The sequence below is a fragment of the Pseudomonas sp. KBN10P06128 genome, from assembly GCF_037574945.1.
GTDB lineage: Bacteria > Pseudomonadota > Gammaproteobacteria > Pseudomonadales > Pseudomonadaceae > Pseudomonas > Pseudomonas aeruginosa.
In genome coordinates this window covers 4,965,004-4,986,094 of sequence record NZ_JBBELR010000001.1, presented here as the reverse complement: position 1 = coordinate 4,986,094, position 21,091 = coordinate 4,965,004, and the positions used below count along the sequence as shown (strand labels likewise).

The following is a 21,091-nucleotide window of genomic DNA, read 5'->3' as shown; positions in this document are numbered from 1 at the left end:
AGCGGTCGGAGCGAACGACATGAGCATTTCCAAACGACTGGCCGAGCGCCTGGCGCCCTGGGCCCTGCCGCTGGTCCTGCTGGCGGTATGGCAGGCGGCGGTGGAGTTCGGCTGGCTGTCCAGCCGCATCCTCCCCGCGCCCAGCGCCGTGCTCGAGGCCGGCTGGGCGCTGCTGCGCAGCGGCGAGATCTGGCAGCACCTGGCGATCAGCGGCTGGCGCGCGGCGATCGGCTTTCTCATCGGCGGCACCATCGGCCTGGTGCTGGGCTTCGTCACCGGCCTGTCGAAGTGGGGCGAACGCTTCCTCGACAGTTCGGTGCAGATGATCCGCAACGTGCCGCACCTGGCGCTGATCCCGCTGGTGATCCTGTGGTTCGGCATCGACGAGTCGGCGAAGATCTTCCTGGTCGCCCTCGGCACGCTGTTCCCGATCTACCTGAACACCTACCACGGCATCCGCGGCATCGACCCCGGCTTGCTGGAGATGGCGCGCAGCTATGGGTTGTCCGGCTTCGCCCTGTTCCGCCAGGTGATCCTGCCCGGCGCGCTGCCGTCGATCCTGGTCGGGGTGCGCTTCGCCCTCGGCTTCATGTGGTTGACCCTGATCGTCGCCGAGACCATTTCCGCCAGCTCCGGCATCGGTTACCTGGCGATGAACGCCCGCGAGTTCCTGCAGACCGACGTGGTGGTCCTGGCGATCCTGCTCTATGCCGTCCTCGGCAAGCTCGCCGACCTCGCCGCCCGCGGCTTGGAACGCGTCTGGCTACGCTGGCACCCGGCCTACCAGGTCAAGGGAGGTGGCGCATGAACGCGCACAACGCCGCCCTTGGCGGCACTCCGCAGCGCCTCAAGCGCGGTATCCCGCTGGCCCTGCGCGGAGTGGCGCGGCGCTTCGGCGAGCGCGAGGTGCTCAAGGACATCGACCTGCTGGTTCCGGCCGGGCAGTTCGTCGCCATCGTCGGCCGCAGCGGCTGCGGCAAGAGCACCCTGCTGCGCCTGCTGGCCGGCCTCGACCAGCCCAGCCGCGGCGAGTTGCTGGCCGGCTCGGCGGCGCTGGCCGAGGCCCGCGAGGACACCCGGCTGATGTTCCAGGACTCGCGCCTGCTGCCGTGGAAGCGGGTGATCGACAACGTCGGCCTCGGCCTGCGCGGCGACTGGCGGGCGAAGGCCCTGCAGGCGCTGCGGGCGGTCGGCCTGGCCGAGCGTGCCAACGAGTGGCCGGCGGCCCTGTCCGGCGGGCAGAAGCAGCGCGTCGCGCTGGCTCGCGCGCTGATCCACGAGCCGCGCCTGCTGTTGCTCGACGAGCCGCTCGGCGCGCTCGACGCGCTGACCCGGATCGAGATGCAGCACCTGATCGAAGGACTCTGGCGCGAACACGGTTTCACCGTCCTGCTGGTCACCCACGACGTCAGCGAGGCGGTGGCGGTGGCCGACCGGGTGATCCTCATCGAGGACGGCGAGATCGGCCTCGACCTGCCGGTGGAACTGCCCCGGCCGCGCTCGCGTGGCTCGGCGCGACTGGCCGCGCTGGAAGCCGAAGTGCTCAACCGGGTGCTGGCGCAGCCGGAGCTGCCGCCGCAACCCGAACCCGTTTCACCCCTGCCCACGCAACTGCGCTGGGCGCTCTAACCAACCATGCCTCGTTCCGAATCCCCCCAGGAGAAACGCCATGACCATCAAAGCCATCAACGTTCGTAACCAGTTCAAGGGCACCGTGAAGGAAATCATCGAAGGGCCGGTGCTCTCCGAGATCGACGTGCAGACCGCCGCCGGGATCGTCACTTCGGTGATCACCACGCGTTCGGTGAAGGAACTGGAGCTGGCCATCGGTAGCGAAGTGATCGCCTTCGTCAAGTCCACCGAGGTATCCATCGCCAAGCTGTGACGCTGGCTGCGCCGCGCTTGCGGCGCCGAGAAGGGCGGGGACCCCGAGGGGGCCCCGCCTTTTTTCGTCGCGTATCGGCAAGGCCGGCCGGTGGCGACGGCTGGCGTGGGTCGCTATGGAGCGGTCGATAGGGCGAATAACCGCTCGCAGTCATCCGCCGTGGGGTCGACCGGGACTTCTCAGCCCCGGCGCGACAGGGGCTGGCGCTCGAAATGCACGCCGGCCAGGCCGGTCTGTTGCAGGGCGCGGATGTTGGCGTGGTCGTCGCCTTCCGGGTTATCGCGCACCGCGCGGTAGTGCTCGCCGAAGGCCAGCAGGGTTTCCTCGAGGCTGAGGCCCTCGAGGATGGCGAAGCCCAGGGTCTTGCAGGAACCTTCGTTCTGCCCGGCCGGGTTGCTCACGCTGCCGTTGTCGAAGGCGCTCGGCGTGTAGCTGTAGTGCTCGGCGATGAACGCCAGGGTGTCGGTGAACAGGTGGTGTTCGCTGCGCAGGCGCGCGCGGAAGTCGGTCAGGGTCATCGAAACAGGCTCATGGTGTCTGGGGCAGGGTTGGCAAGGGGCCCGGTGGCCTCAGGCGTTGCCCTGGCTCTTGGCGAAGGCGGCCTGTTGTTCCGGGCTCGCTTCTTTCTGGTACTTGGCTTTCCACTCGGCATAGGGCATGCCGTAGATCTCTTCGCGGGCCTGGTCATTGCTGACTTCCACCCCGAGGTCGTCGGCAGCGGCCTTGTACCACTTGGACAGGCAGTTGCGGCAGAAACCGGCGAGGTTCATCAGGTCGATGTTCTGCACGTCCTTGCGGGTCTGCAAATGATGGACCAGGGTGCGGAAGGCGGCGGCTTCGAGTTCCAGGCGTTGCTGTTCGGTGAGGTTGGCTGCGGTCATGGCGGTGTTTCTCGACGATGGCTCGGGGCAGGGTGAAGGCACAGGGCCAGGTCCGGCGATGATAAGAGTTGGCGCGGCCGGCGGGCAACGCTTGTGCGCGTCTTCGCGCGGTTCGCTCGTCGGCCGCCTCAGCGGTGGCCGGCGAGGGTGATCGAGACCGACTCGGCGAAGCGCAGCGCGTGCGGCTTGTCCACTTCCACCTCGGCGTAGCGCACCGCCGGGTTCTCCATCACCAGGTCGAGGATTTCCTGGGTCATCCGTTCGAGCAGGGCGAAGCGGTTCTCCTCGACGTGGCGGATGATCGCCTTGGTGATGGTGCGGTAGTTCAGCGCGTGCTCGATGTCGTTGACCTCCACGGCGTCCGCGGCCGGGTAGAGGATGGTCAGGTTGATCAGCACGTCCTGCTTGTTGAGGATTTCCTCCTCCTTGATCCCGATGAAGGTGCGCAGGCGCAGGTCCTTGACGCGGATTCGCGCCATTCCCGGTTCCAGTCGCGGCATGTCACTTGCTCCTTCCGATCAATTGCAGAAATTCCTGGCGGGTGGTGTTCGAGTCGCGGAACGCGCCGAGCATCACCGAGGTGAACATCTGCGAGTTCTGCTTCTCCACCCCGCGCATCATCATGCACATGTGCTGGGCCTCGATCACTACCGCCACGCCGGCGGCGCTGGTCACCTGGCGGACCGCCTCGGCGATCTGCCGGGTGAGGTTCTCCTGGATCTGCAGGCGGCGGGCGAACATGTCGACGATCCGCGCCACCTTCGACAGGCCGAGCACCTTGCCGGTGGGAATGTACGCCACATGAGCCTTGCCGATGAAGGGCAGGAGGTGGTGTTCGCACAGGGAGTACAGCTCGATGTCGCGGACGATGACCATTTCATCGTTGTCCGAGGCGAACAGCGCGCCGTTGACGATTTCCTCCAGGGTCTGGCCATAGCCGTGGCAGAGGTACTGCATGGCCTTGGCCGCGCGCTTCGGGGTGTCGAGCAGGCCTTCGCGCTGCGGGTCTTCGCCGAGACCGACGAGGATCTCCCGGTAATGCTGGGAAAGTGCTGGGTTCATAAGGGGTCCTTGGCGCCTCACTTGACGTGGCGGCCGCCGTTCACGGTCAGGGTGGTCCCGGTGACGTAGGGGTTGTCCAACAGGTAGCGAAGGCTCTGGTAGATGACTTCCGGCCCCGGCTCGATGCCGAGCGCGGATTTCGCCAGGGTGCGGGCGCGGTATTCGGCGTCGTCCCCGTCGTTGAACATCACCAGCGCCGGTGAAATGGCGTTGACCTTGATCCTCGGCGCGAAGCGCGCGGCGAACGACAGGGTCAGGTTGTCCAGCCCGGCCTTGCTCGCGCAGTAGGCGATACGCCGGGCGCTGCCCTTGCGCGCCACGTCGTCTGTGAGGTGGACGATGTCGGCAGGCTGCGAGCGTTCCAGCAGCTCGGCGCAGTGCAGGTTGATCAGGTAGGGCGCGAGCATGTGCACGCTGAACAGTTGCTGGAACGCCTCGGCTTCGTGGCCGGGCGTCTCGGCGACCCAGTCCGAGGCGTTGTGGACGATCGCTCGCAGGCTGTCGGTATGCTGCCGGAGGGCCCCGATGAAGGCGAAGATGCCGGCCTCGCTGGCGAAGTCGGCGTGCAGGGTCAGCGCGCCGGCCTGGCGCAGTTCGTCCAGCGCCGGGCGTTCGCTGCGGTAGCTGACGATCACCGACTCGCCGTCGGCCAGCAGGCGGCGGGCGCAATGCAGGCCGACACGCTGGCTGGCGCCGGTGATCAGGATCGGGGCTGTCGCCATGGGACTCTCACAGCAGGCGAAGGGAATCGGATGGATGCAGGGTACCCGACTGAGCCAGTCGGGCAAAGCCTTGCGCTACGGCCCACCCCGCCGGGGTGGGCGGCAAGCCGTCAGTGCGCTTCCGGCAGGCTGGCGGCGCGCTGCGGGCGGCGGTGCAGCCAGGGGGCGAGCAGGCGGCTGGAGAGAGGGATGAACCAGTAGGTCATCAACGGGGTGAGGACCAGGGTGCTGAGCAGCACCCGCGCGGCCAGCGACAGCTCGCCGAGGTAGGGGCCGGCGCCGAGGTTGAAGGCCAGCGAGACCGGGAAGAACGCCAGCCAGATCGCCACGCTCTGCTTCCAGCGCGGCGGTTTGCGGTTGTCGTCGAACCAGGCGGCGAGGCCGTGGGCGCGGTGCTCGCGCGGTTCGTCGAAGAGTCCCTGGCCGCGTTCGAGCCAGGCCTGGCGCGAGGCGGAGTGGACCCAGGCGGCGAGGGTGGCGTCGTCGGCGAAGCGAAAGATCATCTGGAATTCGTCTCCGCCAGCGGGCGGCGCCAGCGCCCCGGAGCCGAGGTAGCCGGGGAAGTCGGCGGCGAGGGCTTCGCCTTCGCGCTGCCAGGCGAGGAAGTCGCGGTAACGGCCGGCGGCGACGCGGCGGGCCACCAGCAGGGTAACGGGAGCGGTAGACATCGTGTATCTCCTGGAACGGTTGAGCGCGCTTCGTGGGCGCCCTCGGACAACGGCGCAGCGCCGGGGGTGGTGGGCTGCGTCGGAGGACAGGCAAGGATCGTTCCCGCCGTGGTGGCGAAGGTTCGCTGCCGTGTCTACGGCAGCGCGATGACATCCCGATGACAGGGCGCGCACCGAAATGGTGCTTTTGTGGCCTGTCTGCATTGATTCGGTGCGTCCCGCTCGGCGAACGCATGCGGCATAATGCCCGGCTTACCCCTGTTGGCTTACGGAGTGTTCATGAAAGTCGCCATTCTCTCCGGCTCGGTCTACGGCACCGCCGAAGAAGTCGCCCGGCACGCCCAGAAATTGCTGTCCGCGGCCGGCTTCGAGGCCTCCCATCTGCCCCGCGCCAGCCTCGACGAACTCAAGGCCTTCGCCCCCGAGGCATTCCTGGTGGTGACCTCGACCACCGGCATGGGCGAACTGCCGGACAACCTGCAACCGCTGTACTACGCGATCCGCGACCAACTGCCGGCCTGGCACGGCCTGCCGGGTGGGGTCATCGGCCTGGGCGATTCGAGCTACGGCGACACGTTCTGCGGTGGCGGCGAGCAGGTTCGCGAACTGTTCGGCGAACTGGGCGTGCGCGAAGTGCTGCCGATGCTGCGCCTGGATGCCAGCGAAACCGTTACCCCCGAGACCGACGCCGAGCCTTGGCTGGCCGAGTTCGCCGCCGCCCTCAAGGGCTGATCCCGGGCGTACCCCGCCGAGGCGGCGGATAACCGCGTGGCGGTTATTCGCCCTACACGGGGAAGGAGCAAGCGGTAGGGCGAATAACGCCCCAGGCGTTATCCGCCGAAACGCCTGCCCAGGCGGCGGATAACCGCGTAGCGGTTATTCGCCCTACACGGGGAGGGGACAAGCGGTAGGGCGAATAACGCCTCCAGGCGTTATTCGCCTAGCTTCTGCCGAGCTGGCGGTTATTCGTCCTACGCCGGGCTTTCCTCCAGCGGCCGCTCGCGCAGCAGCTCCAGCCAGGCCTGCGCCGCCCGCGACAGGTAGCCGCCACGGCGCCAGATGAAGGCGATGTCCCAGCGCAGGTCCGGCTCCCTGAGCAGGACCCGCACCACTCCCGGGCGTTCGATCTCGCGAGCGATCGCCCGCGGTAGCAGCACCACCCCCTGGTTGGCCGCCACCAGCGCGCCGAGGAAGTCGGCCTGGCCGCTGCGGCCGCCTTCGCGCGGGCTGAAGCCGGCCTCCAGGCAGGCGCGCAGCAGGCGGTCGTTGAGGGTGAAGCTCTGCTGGTAGAGCAGGAACGGGCTGTCCGCCAGTTCGCCGAGGGCGACGCTGGCGGCAGCGGCCTTGGGATGCCCGGCCGGCAGCAGCACGTCCAGCGGTTCGTTGCAGAACGGCTGGTAGTCGAAGCCGTCGTCCGCCGGGGTGAGGCTGCCGGCCAGTTCCAGCTCGCCGGCCAGCACCGCCTGCTCCATGGTCTTGCTGCCGCCTTCCACCAGGTGCACGGCGATGTTCGGATAGCGCCGCCGGTATTCGGCGAAGCGTTGGGCGAACAGCGCGTCGGCGCCGAGCAACGGCAGGCCCAGGCGCAGTTCGCCGCGGTTGAGCTGGCTGAGATCGTCCAGTTCGCTGAGCAGGTCGCGGCGCAGCCGCAGCATCTCCTCGGCGCGGCGAAACACCACGGCGCCGGCGTCGGTCAGGCGCACGTGCGGCCCGTTGCGTTCCAATACCTGCACGCCGAGGCTCTGCTCCAGTTGGGCGACCTGCTTGCTGATGGTCGACTGGCTGGCGTGGCGGACCTGAGCCGCCTGGGTGAAGCTGCCCTGGCGGACCACTTCGACGAAGCTGCGGAGTTGACGGAATTCCATTCTGGAATGGCTCTCATGCGGACAATTCGCTTTGGGGATGATAGGCCGGGCCTTATCCTTTCTCCATCCCCGATTTCCCAGCCAAGGCCCTTCCCATGTTGCCCCCGCTCGTCCGCCGTCTGTCCCGCCTTGCCGCCGAACTGGCGGTACTCATCGCCTTCTGGTGGGCCGGCGGCTGGCTGGCGAAGGCCATCGGCCTGCCGCTGCCGGGCGGGGTGGTCGGCCTGGCGGCGCTGTTGCTGCTGTTCGCCAGCGGCCTGCTGCGTCCGGCCTGGCTGCAGGCCGGCGCCGGCCTGTTGCTGGCGGAGATGTTGCTGTTCTTCATCCCGGCGCTGATGAGCCTGCTCGACTACGGCGCGCTGCTACGCAGCGAGGGCTGGCGCATCCTCCTGGTGATCATGCTCAGCACCCTGCTGGTGATGCTGGTCACCGCGGTGTCGGTGGAGTGGATGTGCCGCTGGAGGGCGCGCCATGAGTCTCGATAAGCAAGCCCTGTTCTGGTTGGCGGCGACCGTCGGCGGCTACCTGCTGAGCCGCCAGCTGTACCGCCGGGTGAAGTGGTACTGGCTGTCGCCCATCGTGTTCGTCCCGGTGCTGCTCTATGCCCTGGCGATTCCCACCCATACCCGCTACGCCGACTACGCCCGCGACACCAATTGGCTGGTGGCGCTGCTCGGTCCGGCGACGGTGGCCTTCGCCATCCCGATCTGGCAGCAGCGCGAGCTGCTGATGCGCCACTGGCCGGCGCTGCTGGCCGGGATGTTCGCCGGCACCGCAGTGGCCATCGGCAGCTCCTGGGCGCTGGCCCAGGCCCTGGCGCTGGACGGCCAGGTCACGCTGTCGTTGCTGCCGCGCTCGATCACCACGCCGTTCGCCATGGAGATGTCCCACGACCTGGGCGGCGTGCCGGAACTGACCGCCGCCTTCGTGATGATCACCGGGGTGTTCGGCGCGGTGATCGGCGGCACCCTGCTGCGCGTCCTGCGCTTGCGCACGCCGCTGGCCCGCGGCGCGCTGTTCGGCGTCGGCGCGCACGGCGCCGGCACCAGTCGGGCCTACGAGTTTGGCGACGAGGAAGGTTCGGCGGCCGGTCTGCTGATGGTTCTCACCGGGCTGTTCAACCTGCTGGTCGCGCCCCTGGTCGCCCACTGCCTGTAGCCTGCGCGCATAGGCCGGCTGAATCCTCCGCCATTCAGCCGGCGCGCGAGTGTAAGCCCGGCGACAGTCGCCGGAGGGGGGCGGGGCTAGACTGCGGGCATCCGATAACGACAAAAGAGGATGCCGCCGTGACCGCCGTTCACTCCCTGCCCGCCGATGTGCAAGCCCAGGTCTCCGCCGCCGAATGGCAGACCCGCGTCGATCTCGCTGCCTGCTACCGGCTGGTCGCCCTGCACGGTTGGGACGACCTGATCTTCACCCACATCTCGGCCAAGGTGCCGGGCACCGAGGACTTCCTGATCAACCCGTTCGGCCTGATGTTCCACGAGATCACCGCCTCCAGCCTGGTGAAGGTGGATGCCAGCGGCAAGAAGCTGATGGACAGCCCCTACGAGATCAACCCGGCCGGCTACACCATCCATAGCGCGGTGCACGAGGTCCGCCACGACGTCGAGTGCGTGCTGCACACCCATACCGCCGCGGGGATCGCGGTGTCCTGCCAGAAGCAGGGCCTGTTGCCGCTGTCGCAGCAATCGTTGTTCGTGCTCTCCAGCCTGTCCTACCACGCCTACGAGGGCGTCGCCCTGAACCATGAGGAAAAGGCCCGCCTGCAGGCTGACCTGGGGACCAGCAACTTCCTGATCCTGCCCAACCACGGCCTGCTCACCTGCGGCGGGTCCATCGCCGATACCTTCCTCATGATGTTCACCCTGCAACGCGCCTGCGAGGTACAGGTGATGGCGCAGAGCGGCGGCGCCGAGCTGATCCACATCCCGGGGCAGATCCTCGCCGGCGCGCGCGACATGATCGCCGGGGTGATGCGCAGCAAGACCGGCATGGGCGGCCAGCTCGCCTGGCCGGCGCTGCTGCGCAAGCTCGACCAGCAGAACCCGGGCTACCGCCAGTGACCGCGGCGCTGCCCGGCATTCCCCTGGAGGCCTGGCGGAGGCGCGGCCGCACTCTGGATTTCAAGGGCTTCCCGATCCGCTACTGGGAAGCCGGGCAGGGTCGGCCGTTGCTGCTGATCCACGGTTTTCCCAGCGCCGCCTGGGACTGGCACTACCTCTGGGAGCCGCTGGCGCAGCGCTACCGCGTGCTGGTCTGCGACCTGCTCGGCTTCGGCGATTCGGCCAAGCCGCGCGCCCATCGCTACAGCCTGCTGGAGCAGGCCGACCTGCAACAGGCGCTGCTCGGCTGCCTGGGAATCGACGAGCCGCTGCACGTGCTGGCCCACGACTACGGCGACAGCGTCGCCCAGGAACTGCTCGCCCGCCATCACGAAGGCCGGCTGCGGCTCGCCTCCTGCGTGTTCCTCAATGGTGGACTGTTCCCGGAAACGCACCGCCCGGTGCTCAGCCAGAAGCTGTTGCTGAGCCCGTTGGGCGGGCTGTTCGGCCGGCTGTTCGACCGCCGCGCCCTGGCGCGCAACTTCGCCAAGGTCTTCGGCCCGCGCAGCCAGCCCGGCGAGACCGAGCTGGATGCCTTCTGGAGCCTGATCGAAAGCAACCAGGGGCAGCGGGTGATGCATCGCCTGATCCGCTACATCGTCGACCGCCGCGAGCAGCGTGAGCGCTGGGTGGCGGCGTTGCAGCACGGCGGGGTGCCGTTGCGGGTGATCGACGGAGCCGTCGACCCGATCTCCGGGGCGCACATGGTCGAGCGCTACCGGAAACTGGTCGCCGATGCCGACTGCGTGCTGCTCGATGGCATCGGCCATTATCCGCAGATCGAAGCGCCGGCGGCGGTGCTCGAACATTACCTGGCGTTTCGCGCCCGACTGGATGATTCAGAGTTTTCTTAAGCGAGTTTGAGATTGCAGCAAGTGCCATCGCGCAAGGATCGGGGCTAGGGTGCTGGCGCCTCGCTGGACGAGGCGTTTCGTCACCCATGGAGGTCTCCATGCACGATCCCGTTTCTCCCTTGCGCGTGTTCGACGAGGGCTCCTGGTTGTTCCGCCAGATGGTGCAGGCGCAGCCGTTCATCCGCCAGTCCGGGATGGTCCTCGCCGAACTCGGCCTGCTGCTGGCGCTCGGGCTCGGCTACCTGTGCTGGCAGGAAGGCAGTCGCTGGTACGCCGTCGGCGCCGGCCTCGCGTTGCTCGGCAGCCTGCTGCTGATGGTGGTCCGGCACAACTACGACTGGTGGCTGTTCAAGCTCGGCCCGCGTGGCCGGCTGTACATTCCGTTCGACTGAAGCGGAACATCCCGCTGCCTTATCGGGCGCCATTCATGGCGGCGCGAAGCCTTGTCCCCGCCGGCGGGCTGGCCGACACTCGGGCAATCCTTCCTACTGCCCTGGAGTCCCGAACATGAGCGATGCCCTGCGTTTAGACGACCAAGTCGTGATCGTCACCGGAGCCGGCGGCGGCCTTGGCCGCGCCCATGCCCTGCTGTTCGCGAAGCATGGCGCCAGGGTGGTGGTCAACGACCTCGGCGGCAGCACCCATGGCGAAGGCGCCAGTGCCTCGGCGGCGGACAAGGTGGTGGCGGAGATCCGTGCCGCCGGCGGCACCGCGGTGGCCAACCACGACTCGGTCACGGACGGCGACAGGATCGTGGAGAACGCGCTGGACGCCTTCGGCCGCGTCGACGTGGTGGTCAACAATGCCGGCATCCTGCGTGACAAGACCTTCCACAAGATGGAGGACGCCGACTGGGACCTGGTCTACCAGGTGCATGTCGAAGGCGCCTACAAGGTCACTCGCGCCGCCTGGCCGCACTTGCGCGAGCAGGCCTACGGGCGGGTGGTGTTCACCTCCTCGACCTCGGGCATCTACGGCAACTTCGGCCAGAGCAACTACGGCATGGCCAAGCTCGGCCTCTACGGCCTGACCCGCACCCTGGCCCTGGAAGGGCGCAAGAACAATATCCTGGTCAACGCCATCGCCCCCACCGGCGGTACGCGGATGACCGAGGGGCTGATCCCGCCGCAGGTCTTCGAGCAGCTCAAGCCGGAGCTGGTCAGCCCGCTGGTGGTCTACCTCGGCAGCTCGGCCTGCGAGGATACCTCGGGGCTCTATGAGGTCGGCGGTGGCTGGATCGGCAAGGTGCGCTGGGAGCGCAGCCTGGGCTTCGGCTTCGATCCGAAGGCCGGCTTCGATGCCGAGGACGTGGCCGCGCACTGGCAGCAGATCTGCGACTTCGAGAACGCCGCGCACCCGGCGGACAACGTCGAGGCGCTCCGTGAAATGATGGCCAACCTGCAGAGGCACGCGCTCTGAGACGCCCGGCGGATGCGGCGCGGCCGCGGGAAAAGGACTAAGGTGAAGACCGGCTGACGCCGGTCTTCTGCCATCCGGCCGGTGTCTTTTTTCGCTTTTTCCGCAGGGAGTCTGTCATGAGTGTCATCGTCGAACGCAACGGCCCGGTCACCACCCTGGTCATCGCTCGCCCGGAGCGGCGCAATGCGGTGGACCGGCCGACCGCCCAGGCCCTGGCCGACGCCCTGCGCGAGTTCGAAGCGGACGATACGGCGCGGGTCGCGGTACTCACCGGCAGCGGCGGCAATTTCTGCGCCGGCGCCGACCTGGCGGCGGTAGCCGAGGATGGCGAGCGGCGCAATCGCCTGGAGGCGGAGGGCGACGGACCGATGGGGCCGAGCCGCATGCAGCTCGGCAAGCCGCTGATCGCCGCCATCGAAGGCTATGCGGTGGCCGGCGGGCTGGAGCTGGCGCTGCTCGCCGACCTGCGGGTGATGGCCGAGGACGCCATCTGCGGAGTGTTCTGCCGGCGTTTCGGGGTGCCGCTGATCGATGGCGGCAGCGTGCGCCTGCCGCGGATCGTCGGGCAGGGCCGGGCGCTCGACCTGATCCTCACCGGGCGTCCGGTGAAGGCCGACGAAGCGTTGCAGATCGGCCTGGCCAACCGGGTGGTGCCGAGCGGTTCGGCGCGAGCCGAGGCCGAGGAGCTGGCGGCGGAACTCGCCGCCTTCCCGCAGACCTGCATGCTCGCCGACCGCGCCAGCGTATACGCGCAGTGGGAACTGTCCTTCGACGTGGCCCTGGCCAACGAATTCCAGGGCGGGCTGGCGGTGATCGAGAGCGGCGAGACCCTGGAGGGCGCGCAGCGCTTCAAGGACGGCGAGGGGCGCCACGGGCGCTTCGAGTGACGCCGTCGCGCCGCCCGGGCTAGCGGTGGATGATCACGTAGCTCTTGCGCACGGTTTCCTGCACATCCCACACGCCGAGACTGTTCTCCGGCAGCAGCAGGGCATCGCCGGCCTCGATGCGGATGGTCTCGCCGCCGTCCGGGGTGAAGGTGCAGCGGCCTTGCAGGAAGTGGCAGAACTCCTGCTCGACGATCTGCCGCCGCCAGCGTCCGGGGGTGCATTCCCAGATGCCGGTTTCCACCTGGTCGGTGCGCTCCACGGCGTAGGCGCGGGTCTGCGCGACCGGCTCGCCAAGCGGCACCGCGACCGGGCTGGCGGCGCCAAGATCGGCGCCGGCGGTATTTTTCAGAAGGGTCAGGGCCATGCGGTTTTTCCTCTGTGGGAGGTGGAGGGGATTCTCAGCGCATCAGGCTTTCCATGCCGGCCGCGAGGGTTTGCGCCAGGCTGCGGCGCCAGGGCGCGCTGTGCGGATCGGCAAGGACCCGGTCCTCATGGACGAAACTGCGGATGATCGCGTTGTAGCCGAGCCAGCGGCAGGGTTCCGGTTCCCAGCGGGCCAGGCTGTCCAGCGGACGCTCGCCCAGCACCCAGGGCTGCCGCAGCAGCTCGCTGTCCTCACCGAGGATCAGCGCGGCCAGGGTGCGGCCGCCGAGGTTGCTGGCGCCGACCCCTTCGCCGCCGTAGCCGCCGGAGAGGGCGATGCCACTGGCGCGGTCGAGCAGCATGTGCGGGCGGAAGCGCCGGGCCATGCCTAGGTTGCCGCCCCAGGTGTGGCTGATCCTGGCGTCCTTGAGCAGCGGGAAGAGTTCGCCGAACAGGTAGCGACGCAGGCCGACTTCCTCGTCGTCGAGGCTGAAGTCGTTGCGCAGCTTGCCGCCGAAGCGGTAGCCGCCCCGCGCGCCGAAGGCCAGGCGGTCGTCGGCGGTGCGCTGGCCGTAGGTGACCTGGCGGCTGAATTCGCTGAAGGCCTGGCCGCGCTCCAGGCCGATCTCCGCCCAGACCGACGACGGCAGCGGCTCGGTGGCCACCAGCAGACTCTGCACCGGCAACTGGTAGTGGCCCAGTGGCGGCAGGCTGGCGGCATAGCCTTCCACCGCCGGCACGATCCATTCGGCGCGCAGTTCGCCGCGCTCGGTGCGCAGCAGGCCGCGTTGCCAGTGCAGCACCCGGCTCTTCTCGAACAGCCGCACGCCCAGGCGCTCCACCGCGCGGGCCAGGCCGCGCGCGAGCCTGGCCGGCTGGATGGTGGCGCAGTGCGGCGAATGGATCGCCCCGTAGCTGCCGGGGATGCGCAACTGCTGGTCGAGTTCCTGCGGCGTCAGCCAGCGGTAGTCGCTTTCGTCCAGGCCTTCGGCATAGAGATCATGCAGATAGGCGCGCAGGCGGCGTTCCTGTTCCGGGTAGCGCGCCGCGCAGTAGAGCACGCCGCCCTTGCGGTAGTCGCAGTCGATGCCTTCCTCTTGCAGCACCCGCGCGACCTCGTCGGGAATCCCGTGTAGCAGGTCGTAGCCGGCCCGGCGCCGTTCCGGCGGCAAGCCGGCGAGCAGGCCGTCCTCGCCGAGCAGGTTGCCCATCAGCCAGCCGCCGTTGCGCCCCGAGGCGCCGAAGCCGGCGGTTTCCGCCTCGACGATGGCGACGCGCAACTGCGGCGCCCGGCGCTTCAGGTAATAGGCGGTCCAGAGGCCGGTGTAGCCGGCGCCGACGATGGCCACGTCGACCTCGAGGGATTCTTCCAGGGACGGGCGCGCTTCGAGCGGATCGTCCAGTTGATTCATCCACAGGCTGAGGTGGCGCCAGGCCGACATAGAGGGCTCCATCGCGAGAGGGAAAGGGGAATGCGGCGAGAGTAGGAAGATGCCGTGCGCCTGTCGTGCGCGCGGGTCCGCTGGGAAATCTCAGCGGCGCGACGACAGGCGCTTCAGGTATTCGCGCGGAGACTGGCCGGTGTGCTGGCGGAAGCAGCGGTAGAAGGCCGACAGCGAATTGAAGCCGGCGGCGAAGGCCAGTTCGTCGACCCGTCCGGGCAGCTCGCCGGAAAGCTGGCCGAGCAGGTGTTGCAGGCGGGTCTGGTTGACGTACTGGTAGAAGCTCAGGCCGAGCACCTGGTTGAGCAGGTAGGAAATCTGGTTGCGCGTATAACCGGTGGCGTTGGCCACCTGGGTCAGGTCCAGGTCCGGATCGAGATAGGGCTGGGCCTGCTGGAAGTAGTGCTCCAGGTCGCGCGCCAGCAGGCTCAGCTGCTTGGCCGAAAGCCCCAGGCGGCTGGCCGGCGGCCGGCCGTCGCCGCCGGCCTGGGCTCCGCCGCCGCTTTCGTGGACCAGCGAGGCGTATTCGTTGATGCGCCAGATCAGGCCGTCGCGCACGGTGATCGCCTCGCTGGCGCGGAACGAAGCCAGGCGGCCGCTGAGGGTCACCCGCAGGCGGTACTGGATGAAGGCGGTATCGCCGTCGAAGCGGATACGGTCGGTGTGCTCCAGCGACTCGTCGGGGCCCTTGGGCATGGTCGCCTCGACGTACTCGCGAAGATCGGCCAGGCGCATCCGGCGGTTCTGGAAGAAGTCGTTGTATTCGACCTCGGGATGATAGAGCGCCATCACCGCGTCGATGTCGCGGTGCTTCCAACTGAGGTGGTAGCGCATGACCGTCTCGCGGGTGGCGTCGGCGAGGTCGCGGTCGGCGGGAATGGTCTGTTCGGGCTGCATGCAGCGAAGGATGCCATCGCCGCCGCCGGCGGAACAGTGCCGCGCCGTCATCCATGCACTGGATGACGGCGTATCCATCCTGCATATGGCGTTCGCCGAGGCGCTTTCCAGGGCCCCTGTTCACTCTTTCGGGCGACAGCCGGAATACCTCCTTGGTGCGCTTACCGCCGTTCGGGCCGCTGGGTAGGGTGTAGCCACCTCGACCCTGTCAGGAGAGCCGCATGACAACAACAAAAAGGCGCGGAATCTTCCCTCTGCACGCACTCGCTGCGGCCACAGCCCTGGGTTGCGCCACCCAGGCCTCGGCCGTGTCATTCAACATCGGGGAGATCGAAGGGCAATTCGACTCGTCGCTGTCGGTGGGGGCCAGCTGGTCCATGCGTTCCGCCGACAAGGACTACATCGGCACCCGCAACGGCGGCCACGCCTCGTCGCAGACCTCCGACGACGGCCGGCTCAACTTCAAGAAGGGCGAAACCTTCTCGAAGATCTTCAAGGGCATCCACGATCTCGAACTCAAGTACGGCGACACCGGCGCGTTCTTCCGTGGCAAGTACTGGTACGACTTCGAGCTGAAGGACGAACACCGCCTGCTCTACGACATCGACGACCACAACCGCAAGGAGGGCGCCAAGTCCTCCGGGGCGCAGCTGCTCGATGCCTTCCTCTACCACAACTACAGCATCGGCGACCTGCCCGGCAGCGTGCGGGTCGGCAAGCAGGTGGTGAGCTGGGGCGAGAGCACGTTCATCCAGAACTCGATCAACAGCATCAACCCGATGGACGTCGCCGCGTTCCGCCGGCCCGGCGCGGAGATCAAGGAAGGCCTGATCCCGGTGAACATGCTCTACCTGTCCCAGGGCATCAGCGACGCGCTGACCGTCGAAGGCTTCTACCAACTGGAATGGGACCAGACGGTGATCGACAACTGCGGCACCTTCTTCTCCACCACCGACGTGGTCGCCGATGGCTGCGAGCGGATGGTCTACGCCGGCAGCGACTTCGACCCGAACCCGGCCAACGGCTACCGCTACCTGCCGCGCGCCGGCGATCGCGATGCCCGCGACAGCGGCCAGTGGGGCCTGGCCCTGCGCTGGTACGCGGCGGAGCTGAACGACACCGAGTTCGGCCTGTACGCGATGAACTACCACAGTCGCAACCCGTACTACGGCGTGATCGCCGGCAACGGCCTGGCCACCTCCGACCCGGTCACCGGGCGCTCCACCGGCTATTACTTCATCGACTATCCCGAGGACATCCGCCTCTACGGCCTGAGCTTCCAGACCAACATCGGCAGCACCTCGGTGGCCGGCGAGCTGAGCTACCGGCCGAACATGCCGCTACAAATCAACAGCACCGACATGTCGATCGCCGCGATCTACCCGACCACCCTGTTCGGTAACCCGATCTACGACAGCGGCTTCGCCACCCCGCGCGCCGGCGAGGTGATCAACGGCTACGTGCGCAAGCCGGTGACCCAGGCACAGGTGACCGTCACCCAGTTCTTCGACCGGGTACTGGCGGCCGACCGCCTGACCGTGGTCGGCGAAGTCGGCTACAACCACCTCAGCGGGGTCGACGGCGACGACCTGCGCTACGGCCGCGACGCCATCTACGGCATCGGCGAACTGCCGAACAACGCCTTGTGCACCGGCGCGCTCAACGTGGCCAACCCGCAGGAGTGCAACAGCCACGGTTTCTACACCCGCAACTCGTGGGGCTACCGCCTGCGCGGGATCCTCGAATATCCCAACGTGTTCGCCGGGGTCAACCTGAAGCCGAACCTGGCCTGGTCGCACGACGTCGAGGGCTACGGGCCGAACTTCAGCGAGGGCGCCAAGGCCGTCAGCGTCGGCCTCGATGCCGACTACCAGAACACCTATACCGCCAGCATCAGCTACACCGACTTCTTCGGCGGCAACTACAACCCGATCAACGACCGCGACTTCCTCGCGGTGAGCTTCGGGGTGAACTTCTGAGGTCCGCCGCCCCTCGGGGCGGCCGCTTTCGCGGATACGAACAAGGATAACGACGCATGAAAACAGCACGACTCCTGTCCTCCGGGGCGCTGGCCCTCAGCCTGCTGGCCGGTTCGGTGACGGCGGCGGTTTCGCCCGACGAGGCCGCCAAGCTCGGCAGCAGCCTGACCCCCATCGGCGCGCAGAAGGAAGGCAACGCCGACGGCAGCATCCCGGCCTGGACCGGCGGCCTTGCGGCCAGCGCCGGCAAGGTCGACGGCAAGGGCTTCCTTTCCGATCCCTTTGCCGACGAGAAGCCGCTGTTCACCATCACCGCGCAGAACGTCGAGCAATACAAGGACAAGCTCTCCGACGGCCAGTTGGCGATGTTCAAGCGCTACCCCGAGACCTACCGGATCCCGGTGTACAAGACCCATCGCACGGTGGCCCTGCCGGCCGAGATCGACGAGGCGGTCAAGCAGAGCGCGCTGAACGTGCAGCCGATCAACGACGGCAACGGCCTGTCGAATTTCGAGAAGAGCCGCTACTACGCCTTCCCGATTCCGAAGAACGGCGTCGAAGTGCTCTGGAACCACATCACCCGCTACCGCGGCGGCAACCTCAAGCGCATCATCGTCCAGGCCACCCCGCAGACCAACGGCAGCTTCACGCCGATCCGCTTCGAGGAGTCGGTGGCGTTCCCGCAGAACATGCCCGACCTCGACCAGAGCAAGGCGGCCAACATCCTCACCTTCTTCAAGCAGCAGGTGACCGCGCCGGCGCGCCTGGCGGGCAACGTGCTGCTGGTCCACGAGACCCTCGACCAGGTCAAGGAGCCGCGCCTGGCCTGGGTCTACAACGCCGGCCAGCGCCGCGTGCGGCGCGCCCCGCAGGTGGCCTACGATGGCCCGGGCACCGCCGCCGACGGCCTGCGCACCTCGGATAACTTCGACATGTTCTCCGGCGCCCCGGACCGCTACGACTGGAAGCTGGTCGGCAAGCGCGAGATGTACATCCCCTACAACGCCTACAAGCTCAACGACCCGACCCTGAAGTACGGCGACATCATCAAGGCCGGGCACATCAACCAGGACCTGACCCGCTACGAGCTGCACCGGGTGTGGGAAGTGGTCGGCACGGTGAAGCCGGGTGAGCGGCACATCTACGCCAAGCGCCACATGTACATCGACGAGGACAGCTGGCAGATTGCCCTGGTCGACCACTACGACGGTCGCGGCCAGCTCTGGCGGGTCGGCGAGGGCCACGCGCAGTACCACTACGACCAGAAGGTCGCCGGCTACACCCTGGAGGCGCTCTACGACGTGATCGCCGGTCGCTACCTGGCGCTGGGCATGAACAACGAGGAGAAGCGCGGCTACGAGTTCGGCTTCAAGGCCTCGTCCGCCGACTACACGCCGGCCGCCCTGCGCAACGCCGGGGTACGCTGAGTCCCGGCCAGTCGCGACGAGCGCGTCGGCTTGTGCCGACGCGCTCGTTCGTTATGACGGCCCATCACCCGGCGCAATCATCGTTCAGCAGCGGGGCAGGCGCGGTCTAGGCTCCCGGCAAGGCGCTTCGACAGAACAAGAGCACTGCCATGACCGAGCCGACCGAGCTGCCCGCCGCCTTGCCGCGGCTGCCGCCGCAGCACCTGCCGCGGCCCCGTTTGCACCAGCCGCTGCTGCGCGGCGAATGCCGCCTGCGACTGCTCTGCGCGCCCGCCGGCAGCGGCAAGACCGTCCTCCTCGGAGAATGCGCGCGGCGGGCGCCGCCTGGCGTGCAGGTGGTCTGGCTGGCGCTGGGCGGGGAAGCGCTGGACCCCGCGACCTTCCGCCGCCGCCTGGCCGGCGCCCTCGGCTTGGCCGAGGACAGCGACGAAGCGCAGCTGTGCCGGCGGCTGCGTAACGCTTCCGCGCTGTGGCTGCTGCTCGACGATTACCCACGGCACCCCGACCCCGCCCTCGACGCCTGCCTCGATCGCCTGTTGAGCGCGGCCTCGCCACGGGTGGGCTGGTGGCTGGCGAGCCGGCGGCGGCCGCAGTGCAACCTGGCGCGGTTGCTGCTGGAAGGGGAGTTGCTGGAGGTCGACGGCGGCCTGCTGGCGTTCGATGCCGACGAGGTCGCCGAACTGCTCCGCCTGCACGGCCGCAGCGCCGATGCCGCTGCGGCCGGGGCACTGCTGGAACGCAGCGGCGGTTGGTGCGCCGCGTTGCGCTTGCGCCTGCTGGTCGGCGAAGAGACGGCCGGACCGTTGTTGCAGGAATACCTCCAGCACGAGTTGCTCGACGAGCTGCCGCCGCCGCTGGCCGACGCTGCGCGCGCCCTGGCCTGGCTGCCGCAAGTCGGTCCGGAGCTGTTCCGCCGGCTGTTCGAGGAACTGCCCCACGGGCTGGACGACCTGTTGGCGCGGGGCTTCCCCCTGCTGGCCGATACGAACCAGCGCTACAGCCTGCCGCCGGCGATCCGCGAGGCCTGGCGCGAAGCGCCGCAGCGCCCGCAGCGGGACTTCCACCGGGAAGCCTGCGAATGGTTCGCCGAACACGGCGAGACCCGCGAGGCGGTCGACCAGGCGCTGGCCGCCGACGAACCGGAAACCGCCGCCGGATTGTTGCAGAAGCTCACCGAGGAGCAATTGCTGCACGGCCACAACATCGGCATGGTCCTGGCCCTGCGCGACGAACTGCCGGCGGCGCTGCTGGCCAGCACGCCGCGCCTGGTGATCCTGAATGCCTGGACGCTGCTCTACGCCGGACGCCTGGCCGAAGCCGAGGACTGCATCGGCCAGTTGGCGCGCTTCCTGCCGATGCCCTCGGCGTCCCGCCAGCGGGTGCTGCTGGCGCAATGGCAGGGCTTGTTCGGGATCCTCCTGCACTGCCGCGGCGAGCGCGGCGCCGCCGACTACCTGCGCGAGGCGCTGGAGCAACTGCCGGAGGACGCCTGGTCGCAGGGACTGATCTGCCGCTCGGCGCTGATGCAACTGGCGATGATCGAGGGGCGGATGGACCAGGCGCGGTTGATCGGCCGCGATGCCTTGCGCCTGGCGCGCGAGCACGACAGCCTGATCTTCGAGGCGTTGATCGAACTGGAGCGGGCGCAGTGGCTGGAGCAGCGCGGCGAACTGCTGCGCGCGGAAGGCGTCCTCGATCGCGCCCAACGCTACCTGGAGGACCTCGGCCAGCAGGGCAGCCCGATGCTCGGCCGGATCGCCCTGCGCCGCGCGCGCCTGTGCCTGCAGCAGGGCCGCGAGGTCGAGGCCGGGCACTGGTATCGGCTGGGGCTGGAGCAGGCACGGGAGAATCTCGATCCCTGGGCGCTCTACGGCTACCTGGGACTGGCCTTGCTGGAAGCCGGGCAGGGCGACCTGGACGCGGCGTTCAACCGCCTGCTGGAGGTCGAGCGGCTGATGCAGCAGCGCCATGTCCCCGATCCGCTGTATCGCGGCGCGCTACTGCTGGTCAGCTCCGCCCTGACCCTGCAGCAGGGACGGCCGGCGCAGGCGCGGGAGATCCTGCTGCGGGTCCGCGCCTACTTCCAGCCGGGACGGGCGCGCCTGTCGCCGCCCTCCGAACCGGAGCTGGAAGCGCGGGTAGAGCACCAATTGGCACTGGCCGAACTCTACAGCGGCGAGGCAGCCGCCGCCGAAGCGCGGCTGCGCGGGCTGCTCGCCATTCTCGAGGCGCAGGGGCGGCAGACGCTGCTCTGCGAAGTGCGCATGGGTATCGCCGAGTGCCAGTTCCTCTCCGGACAATTGCCCCAGGCCCAGCAGACCCTGCGCAGCGGCCTGGAGCTGGCGGAGCGGCTAGGCCTGCAACTGCCGCAGCGGCGACTGCGGGATCGCCAGCCGCAACTGTTCGCCGCCCTGCCGGGGGAAGAAGAGGAGGGGCTCAGTCCGCTCAGTTGTCGGGAGCTGGCGGTGCTCGGCCTGATCGCCCAGGGCTGCTCCAACCAGGAGATCGGCGAGCAACTGTTCATTTCCCTGCACACGGTGAAGACCCACGCCCGGCGGATCAACGGCAAGCTCGGGGTGGCCCGCCGGACCCAGGCGGTGGCGCGGGCCAAGGCCCTCGGCCTGCTCGCCTGAGC

Annotated in this window: 24 protein-coding genes; 14 read left to right on the top strand and 10 right to left on the bottom strand. The window is 68.4% G+C overall.

All coding sequences use genetic code 11. The features are described 5' to 3' along the window. The first annotated feature begins 19 nt into the window (after window positions 1-19). Genes ssuC through VQ065_RS23350 form a run of 3 tightly spaced genes read left to right on the top strand, consistent with a single transcriptional unit; the run spans window position 20 to window position 1,885 of the window. Window positions 20-808: an aliphatic sulfonate ABC transporter permease SsuC gene (ssuC, locus tag VQ065_RS23360; RefSeq protein WP_003091909.1), complete on the top strand. Its 789-nt coding sequence runs from the start codon at window positions 20-22 to the stop codon at window positions 806-808. Next, window positions 805-1,629 (top strand): aliphatic sulfonates ABC transporter ATP-binding protein, encoded by an 825-nt coding sequence (ssuB, locus tag VQ065_RS23355; RefSeq protein WP_003119579.1) that lies wholly within the window; start codon window positions 805-807, stop codon window positions 1,627-1,629. Before ssuC ends, ssuB begins: the two co-directional genes overlap by 4 nt. Before the next feature lie 40 nt (window positions 1,630-1,669). Beyond that, window positions 1,670-1,885 (top strand): TOBE domain-containing protein, encoded by a 216-nt coding sequence (locus VQ065_RS23350; RefSeq protein ID WP_003091900.1) that lies wholly within the window; start codon window positions 1,670-1,672, stop codon window positions 1,883-1,885. A gap of 179 nt (window positions 1,886-2,064) precedes the next feature. Here VQ065_RS23350 and VQ065_RS23345 read toward each other — a convergent pair whose 3' ends face one another. From VQ065_RS23345 to VQ065_RS23320, 6 genes are all read right to left on the bottom strand, one after another. Then, window positions 2,065-2,403 (bottom strand): HopJ type III effector protein, encoded by a 339-nt coding sequence (locus VQ065_RS23345; protein WP_003091899.1) that lies wholly within the window; start codon window positions 2,401-2,403, stop codon window positions 2,065-2,067. Between the two features lie 51 nt (window positions 2,404-2,454). Then, complete coding sequence (locus VQ065_RS23340) at window positions 2,455-2,766, bottom strand: DUF1244 domain-containing protein (protein WP_003091898.1); 312 nt, start codon at window positions 2,764-2,766, stop codon at window positions 2,455-2,457. Between the two features lie 128 nt (window positions 2,767-2,894). Further along, window positions 2,895-3,266 (bottom strand): dihydroneopterin triphosphate 2'-epimerase, encoded by a 372-nt coding sequence (gene folX / locus VQ065_RS23335; protein WP_003091897.1) that lies wholly within the window; start codon window positions 3,264-3,266, stop codon window positions 2,895-2,897. Between the two features lies 1 nt (window position 3,267). Beyond that, on the bottom strand, window positions 3,268-3,828 hold the full coding sequence (folE, locus tag VQ065_RS23330; protein WP_003091896.1) for a GTP cyclohydrolase I FolE: 561 nt from the start codon (window positions 3,826-3,828) through the stop codon (window positions 3,268-3,270). A 17-nt stretch (window positions 3,829-3,845) separates the two neighbouring features. Continuing rightward, window positions 3,846-4,550, bottom strand: a complete 705-nt coding sequence (gene folM, locus VQ065_RS23325; RefSeq protein WP_003091895.1) for a dihydromonapterin reductase — start codon at window positions 4,548-4,550, stop codon at window positions 3,846-3,848. Window positions 4,551-4,660: 110 nt separating this feature from the next. Next, window positions 4,661-5,218, bottom strand: coding sequence for an antibiotic biosynthesis monooxygenase (locus VQ065_RS23320; RefSeq protein ID WP_003091893.1), 558 nt, complete (start codon window positions 5,216-5,218; stop codon window positions 4,661-4,663). A 279-nt stretch (window positions 5,219-5,497) separates the two neighbouring features. Here VQ065_RS23320 and VQ065_RS23315 point away from each other — a divergent pair, with 279 nt between their 5' ends. After that, on the top strand, window positions 5,498-5,950 hold the full coding sequence (locus VQ065_RS23315; RefSeq protein ID WP_003091890.1) for a flavodoxin: 453 nt from the start codon (window positions 5,498-5,500) through the stop codon (window positions 5,948-5,950). A gap of 239 nt (window positions 5,951-6,189) precedes the next feature. Here the strand turns inward: VQ065_RS23315 and VQ065_RS23310 are convergent, their stop codons facing one another. Continuing rightward, window positions 6,190-7,083, bottom strand: coding sequence for a LysR family transcriptional regulator (locus tag VQ065_RS23310; protein WP_003091888.1), 894 nt, complete (start codon window positions 7,081-7,083; stop codon window positions 6,190-6,192). Between the two features lie 95 nt (window positions 7,084-7,178). On the opposite strand from VQ065_RS23310, the gene VQ065_RS23305 reads away from it, so the two are divergent. The 7 genes from VQ065_RS23305 to VQ065_RS23275 all read left to right on the top strand — a co-directional run bounded on the left by VQ065_RS23305 (window position 7,179) and on the right by VQ065_RS23275 (window position 12,348). After that, window positions 7,179-7,568: a CidA/LrgA family protein gene (locus tag VQ065_RS23305; RefSeq protein ID WP_003091885.1), complete on the top strand. Its 390-nt coding sequence runs from the start codon at window positions 7,179-7,181 to the stop codon at window positions 7,566-7,568. After that, complete coding sequence (locus VQ065_RS23300) at window positions 7,555-8,241, top strand: LrgB family protein (RefSeq protein WP_003091883.1); 687 nt, start codon at window positions 7,555-7,557, stop codon at window positions 8,239-8,241. Before VQ065_RS23305 ends, VQ065_RS23300 begins: the two co-directional genes overlap by 14 nt. 128 nt (window positions 8,242-8,369) lie before the next feature. Then, window positions 8,370-9,149 (top strand): class II aldolase/adducin family protein, encoded by a 780-nt coding sequence (locus tag VQ065_RS23295; RefSeq protein ID WP_003091880.1) that lies wholly within the window; start codon window positions 8,370-8,372, stop codon window positions 9,147-9,149. Continuing rightward, a complete protein-coding gene (locus VQ065_RS23290; RefSeq protein ID WP_003091877.1) occupies window positions 9,146-10,042 on the top strand; it encodes an alpha/beta fold hydrolase in 897 nt (298 codons plus the stop codon). Before VQ065_RS23295 ends, VQ065_RS23290 begins: the two co-directional genes overlap by 4 nt. Before the next feature lie 98 nt (window positions 10,043-10,140). Then, window positions 10,141-10,434 (top strand): hypothetical protein, encoded by a 294-nt coding sequence (locus VQ065_RS23285; RefSeq protein ID WP_003091876.1) that lies wholly within the window; start codon window positions 10,141-10,143, stop codon window positions 10,432-10,434. A 115-nt stretch (window positions 10,435-10,549) separates the two neighbouring features. Next, window positions 10,550-11,461 carry an SDR family oxidoreductase gene (locus VQ065_RS23280; protein WP_003091875.1) on the top strand — a complete coding sequence of 304 codons (912 nt, stop codon included), beginning with the start codon at window positions 10,550-10,552 and terminating at the stop codon, window positions 11,459-11,461. A 116-nt stretch (window positions 11,462-11,577) separates the two neighbouring features. Beyond that, entirely contained in the window at window positions 11,578-12,348 is a 771-nt protein-coding gene (locus VQ065_RS23275) for a crotonase/enoyl-CoA hydratase family protein (protein ID WP_003091874.1), read from the top strand. 19 nt (window positions 12,349-12,367) lie between these two features. Here VQ065_RS23275 and VQ065_RS23270 read toward each other — a convergent pair whose 3' ends face one another. From VQ065_RS23270 to VQ065_RS23260, 3 genes are all read right to left on the bottom strand, one after another. Further along, window positions 12,368-12,712 (bottom strand): cupin domain-containing protein, encoded by a 345-nt coding sequence (locus tag VQ065_RS23270; protein ID WP_003091873.1) that lies wholly within the window; start codon window positions 12,710-12,712, stop codon window positions 12,368-12,370. Between the two features lie 34 nt (window positions 12,713-12,746). Beyond that, window positions 12,747-14,153 carry an NAD(P)/FAD-dependent oxidoreductase gene (locus tag VQ065_RS23265; protein WP_003091865.1) on the bottom strand — a complete coding sequence of 469 codons (1,407 nt, stop codon included), beginning with the start codon at window positions 14,151-14,153 and terminating at the stop codon, window positions 12,747-12,749. A gap of 90 nt (window positions 14,154-14,243) precedes the next feature. Next, window positions 14,244-14,987 (bottom strand): AraC family transcriptional regulator, encoded by a 744-nt coding sequence (locus VQ065_RS23260; RefSeq protein WP_003119583.1) that lies wholly within the window; start codon window positions 14,985-14,987, stop codon window positions 14,244-14,246. A gap of 284 nt (window positions 14,988-15,271) precedes the next feature. Here VQ065_RS23260 and VQ065_RS23255 point away from each other — a divergent pair, with 284 nt between their 5' ends. From VQ065_RS23255 to VQ065_RS23245, 3 genes are all read left to right on the top strand, one after another. Next, window positions 15,272-17,029, top strand: coding sequence for a DUF1302 domain-containing protein (locus VQ065_RS23255; RefSeq protein ID WP_003091863.1), 1,758 nt, complete (start codon window positions 15,272-15,274; stop codon window positions 17,027-17,029). Window positions 17,030-17,085: 56 nt separating this feature from the next. Further along, window positions 17,086-18,456 carry a DUF1329 domain-containing protein gene (locus VQ065_RS23250; protein WP_003091862.1) on the top strand — a complete coding sequence of 457 codons (1,371 nt, stop codon included), beginning with the start codon at window positions 17,086-17,088 and terminating at the stop codon, window positions 18,454-18,456. A gap of 149 nt (window positions 18,457-18,605) precedes the next feature. Further along, window positions 18,606-21,089, top strand: coding sequence for a LuxR C-terminal-related transcriptional regulator (locus VQ065_RS23245; protein ID WP_014603958.1), 2,484 nt, complete (start codon window positions 18,606-18,608; stop codon window positions 21,087-21,089). The last annotated feature ends 2 nt before the right edge of the window (window positions 21,090-21,091 follow it).

Excerpts from the sequence above, each read along its gene's own strand:
- ssuC (WP_003091909.1), top strand. The coding sequence starts at position 20 with ATGAGCATTTCCAAACGACTGGCCGAGCGCCTGGCGCCCTGGGCCCTG.
- ssuB (WP_003119579.1), top strand. The coding sequence starts at position 805 with ATGAACGCGCACAACGCCGCCCTTGGCGGCACTCCGCAGCGCCTCAAG.
- VQ065_RS23350 (WP_003091900.1), top strand. The coding sequence starts at position 1,670 with ATGACCATCAAAGCCATCAACGTTCGTAACCAGTTCAAGGGCACCGTG.
- VQ065_RS23345 (WP_003091899.1), bottom strand. The coding sequence starts at position 2,403 with ATGACCCTGACCGACTTCCGCGCGCGCCTGCGCAGCGAACACCACCTG.
- VQ065_RS23340 (WP_003091898.1), bottom strand. The coding sequence starts at position 2,766 with ATGACCGCAGCCAACCTCACCGAACAGCAACGCCTGGAACTCGAAGCC.
- folX (WP_003091897.1), bottom strand. The coding sequence starts at position 3,266 with ATGCCGCGACTGGAACCGGGAATGGCGCGAATCCGCGTCAAGGACCTG.
- folE (WP_003091896.1), bottom strand. The coding sequence starts at position 3,828 with ATGAACCCAGCACTTTCCCAGCATTACCGGGAGATCCTCGTCGGTCTC.
- folM (WP_003091895.1), bottom strand. The coding sequence starts at position 4,550 with ATGGCGACAGCCCCGATCCTGATCACCGGCGCCAGCCAGCGTGTCGGC.
- VQ065_RS23320 (WP_003091893.1), bottom strand. The coding sequence starts at position 5,218 with ATGTCTACCGCTCCCGTTACCCTGCTGGTGGCCCGCCGCGTCGCCGCC.
- VQ065_RS23315 (WP_003091890.1), top strand. The coding sequence starts at position 5,498 with ATGAAAGTCGCCATTCTCTCCGGCTCGGTCTACGGCACCGCCGAAGAA.
- VQ065_RS23310 (WP_003091888.1), bottom strand. The coding sequence starts at position 7,083 with ATGGAATTCCGTCAACTCCGCAGCTTCGTCGAAGTGGTCCGCCAGGGC.
- VQ065_RS23305 (WP_003091885.1), top strand. The coding sequence starts at position 7,179 with ATGTTGCCCCCGCTCGTCCGCCGTCTGTCCCGCCTTGCCGCCGAACTG.
- VQ065_RS23300 (WP_003091883.1), top strand. The coding sequence starts at position 7,555 with ATGAGTCTCGATAAGCAAGCCCTGTTCTGGTTGGCGGCGACCGTCGGC.
- VQ065_RS23285 (WP_003091876.1), top strand. The coding sequence starts at position 10,141 with ATGCACGATCCCGTTTCTCCCTTGCGCGTGTTCGACGAGGGCTCCTGG.
- VQ065_RS23280 (WP_003091875.1), top strand. The coding sequence starts at position 10,550 with ATGAGCGATGCCCTGCGTTTAGACGACCAAGTCGTGATCGTCACCGGA.
- VQ065_RS23275 (WP_003091874.1), top strand. The coding sequence starts at position 11,578 with ATGAGTGTCATCGTCGAACGCAACGGCCCGGTCACCACCCTGGTCATC.
- VQ065_RS23270 (WP_003091873.1), bottom strand. The coding sequence starts at position 12,712 with ATGGCCCTGACCCTTCTGAAAAATACCGCCGGCGCCGATCTTGGCGCC.
- VQ065_RS23265 (WP_003091865.1), bottom strand. The coding sequence starts at position 14,153 with ATGTCGGCCTGGCGCCACCTCAGCCTGTGGATGAATCAACTGGACGAT.
- VQ065_RS23260 (WP_003119583.1), bottom strand. The coding sequence starts at position 14,987 with ATGCGCTACCACCTCAGTTGGAAGCACCGCGACATCGACGCGGTGATG.
- VQ065_RS23255 (WP_003091863.1), top strand. The coding sequence starts at position 15,272 with ATGACAACAACAAAAAGGCGCGGAATCTTCCCTCTGCACGCACTCGCT.
- VQ065_RS23250 (WP_003091862.1), top strand. The coding sequence starts at position 17,086 with ATGAAAACAGCACGACTCCTGTCCTCCGGGGCGCTGGCCCTCAGCCTG.
- VQ065_RS23245 (WP_014603958.1), top strand. The coding sequence starts at position 18,606 with ATGACCGAGCCGACCGAGCTGCCCGCCGCCTTGCCGCGGCTGCCGCCG.